Genomic DNA, 1,849 nt, shown 5'->3' with positions numbered 1-1,849 from the left:
ATGATGGCGAAGTAGCGGAAGAGCGGGGCGTAGACCGCATCGACCATGCCGAAGGTTGCGCCGGCGAAATACGGTCCCGAGCCGAGCTCCGTCTCCAGTCGCTGGAGTCGGCCGCGTCAATTCGCTGAGCCGCGCGATCTCGCCTTTCTGGTTCATGCCCATCTCGACGACCCAGAGACTGGCGTCGGGCCGTGCATTGCACAGCGTCAGCGGCACGCCCCAGAAATTGTTGAAGCTCGACGGGCTCGCATAGGCGTTCGGATAGGCCGCCAGAAATTCCTTGGTGCTGGTCTTGCCCGCGCTGCCCGTGAGCCCGATCACCGGCCCCTTAAAGCGGGCGCGCGCGGCGCGCGCGAGGCCCCAGAGGCCGTCGATCAGTGTGTCCTTGACGACGATCTGGGGAATGCGAATGCCGGCGATCTCGTGCGGCACGATCATCGCGACCGCGCCGGAAGCTTCAGCCTTGTCCGCGAATTCCCAGCCGTCGCGCGCGCTGGCGAAAGCCGAGATGAATCCGCCGCTCGGCGTGCCGCTCAGCGCAACGAACAGGCTGCCCGGCTTCACCAGCCGGCTATCCTGGGTGACGAAGTCGATCGGGGTGTCCGGGAACGATCCGGCAACGCCCAGCGCGCGCGCCACTTCGGCAACCGTCCATATCGGCCCGCTCATGCAACCCTCGACGCTAATGCGGCGGCGACCGCCTCGTGATCACTGAAGGGCAAGACCTCTGCCCCGACGATCTGCCCGGTCTCGTGGCCCTTGCCGGCGATGAGCAGCGCATCGCCATCCTGCAACTCCTCGATCGCGGCGCGGATCGCAGCAGTGCGGTCGCCGATTTCGCGGGCGCCCTTCGCAGTGGCGAGGATTTCGGCGCGGATCGTTTCGGGCTTCTCGCTGCGCGGATTGTCGTCGGTGATGATGATGCCGTCGGCATTCTCGGCCGCGATCTCGCCCATGATCGGACGTTTGCCGGCATCGCGGTCGCCGCCGGCGCCGAACACGACCACCAGCCTGCGCTTGGCATAGGGACGCAGCGCCTGCAGCGCCTTCGCCAGCGCGTCGGGTTTGTGCGCATAGTCGACGAAGATCGGCGCGCCGTTGCGCTCGCCGACGCGTTCGAGCCTGCCTTTGGCGCCTTCGAGATGCTCCAGGCTCGCGAACACATTGGCCGCATCGCTGCCGGTGCCGATCGCAAGGCCGGCCGACACCAGCGCGTTCTCGATCTGGAATTCGCCGACCAGCGGCAGCCGGATCGAATGGCTCTTGCCACGATGTTCGACCGTAAGCTTTTGCGAGAAACCTTCGACCACGGCTTCGGTGAGACGGATGCCCTCGCCTGCCCCGTCGCCGTTGCGGCCGACCGCCATCACGCGCAGGCCGCGCGAGCTTGCCGCGCCGATCACGTCTGCCGAGCAATCATGATCGGCCGAGATCACCGCCGCGCCGCCCGGTGAAACGAGTTCCCGGAACAGGCGGAGTTTCGCCGCAAGATAATGCGCAACGGTCGGATGATAATCCATGTGGTCGCGCGAGAGATTGGTGAAGCCGCCGGCGGCGACGCGCACGCCGTCGAGCCGGTACTGGTCGAGCCCGTGTGAGGACGCTTCGAAGGCGAGATGCGTGACGCCCTGACGCGTAATCTCGTCGATCTGCCGGTGCAGCGCGATCGGATCCGGCGTCGTCAGCGAACCGTAGACCGTGCGCTTGGGCGAGACGAGCCCGATGGTGCCGATGCTGGCGGAGGCATGTCCCAGCCGCTCCCAGATCTGGCGGGTGAAGGCTGCGACCGAGGTCTTGCCGCTGGTCCCGGTCACGGCCGCGACGGTCGCGGGTTGGGCGGGGAAGAAGC

1 protein-coding gene and 2 pseudogenes are annotated in these 1,849 nt (G+C 67.0%); all 3 read right to left on the bottom strand.

Going from position 1 to position 1,849, the window contains the following annotated elements; all coding sequences use genetic code 11:
- Positions 1–53: 53 nt before the first annotated feature.
- Positions 54–98, bottom strand: a pseudogene (locus MOV75_RS36580) (hypothetical protein); the annotation flags it as partial.
- Between the two features lie 7 nt (positions 99–105).
- Positions 106–669: pseudogene (locus MOV75_RS36575) on the bottom strand (Mur ligase family protein); the annotation flags it as partial.
- Positions 666–1,849: UDP-N-acetylmuramoyl-L-alanyl-D-glutamate--2,6-diaminopimelate ligase (locus MOV75_RS36570; protein ID WP_247007813.1), on the bottom strand; the 1,184-nt coding region annotated here is incomplete at its 5' end. The pseudogene MOV75_RS36575 and the gene MOV75_RS36570, both read right to left, overlap by 4 nt.

It is taken from the genome of Bradyrhizobium sp. PRIMUS42 (assembly GCF_023006515.1).
GTDB lineage: Bacteria > Pseudomonadota > Alphaproteobacteria > Rhizobiales > Xanthobacteraceae > Bradyrhizobium.
This window is presented reverse-complemented; position numbering and strand designations above follow the sequence as displayed.